This window comes from Falsihalocynthiibacter sp. S25ZX9, from assembly GCF_041205405.1.
In the GTDB taxonomy this organism is placed as follows: Bacteria; Pseudomonadota; Alphaproteobacteria; order Rhodobacterales; family Rhodobacteraceae; genus Falsihalocynthiibacter; species Falsihalocynthiibacter arcticus.
In genome coordinates this window covers 1-291 of sequence record NZ_JBGFCD010000288.1, presented here as the reverse complement: position 1 = coordinate 291, position 291 = coordinate 1, and the positions used below count along the sequence as shown (strand labels likewise).

The following is a 291-nucleotide window of genomic DNA, read 5'->3' as shown; positions in this document are numbered from 1 at the left end:
CAACTCATCAGCGAGGCTCAACTCTTGGTGGATGAACACAACCCACTTGGATTTCGCATCTAAATGCGAGGCCATGATGGCGGACACTTCTTCAATGAAAATACGCCCCTCGTCGGGTTGGTGGATACCGCCAAGGACCTTCATCAACGTGGACTTGCCAGCGCCGTTTTCCCCGAGAAGTGCATGCACCTCTCCGTGCATAACCTGAAACGAAACGCCATCAAGGGCGCGCACCCCGGGGAAGGTTTTTACGATATTTTCCAACCGCAGTGCTGGGATTTGGTCCGTCAT

The 291-nt window shown here is 53.6% G+C and carries 1 protein-coding gene; it reads right to left on the bottom strand.

From position 1 onward, the window contains the following. The coding region (locus AB9F29_RS22280; protein ID WP_369757299.1) for an ATP-binding cassette domain-containing protein at positions 1-291 on the bottom strand (291 nt) is incomplete at both ends.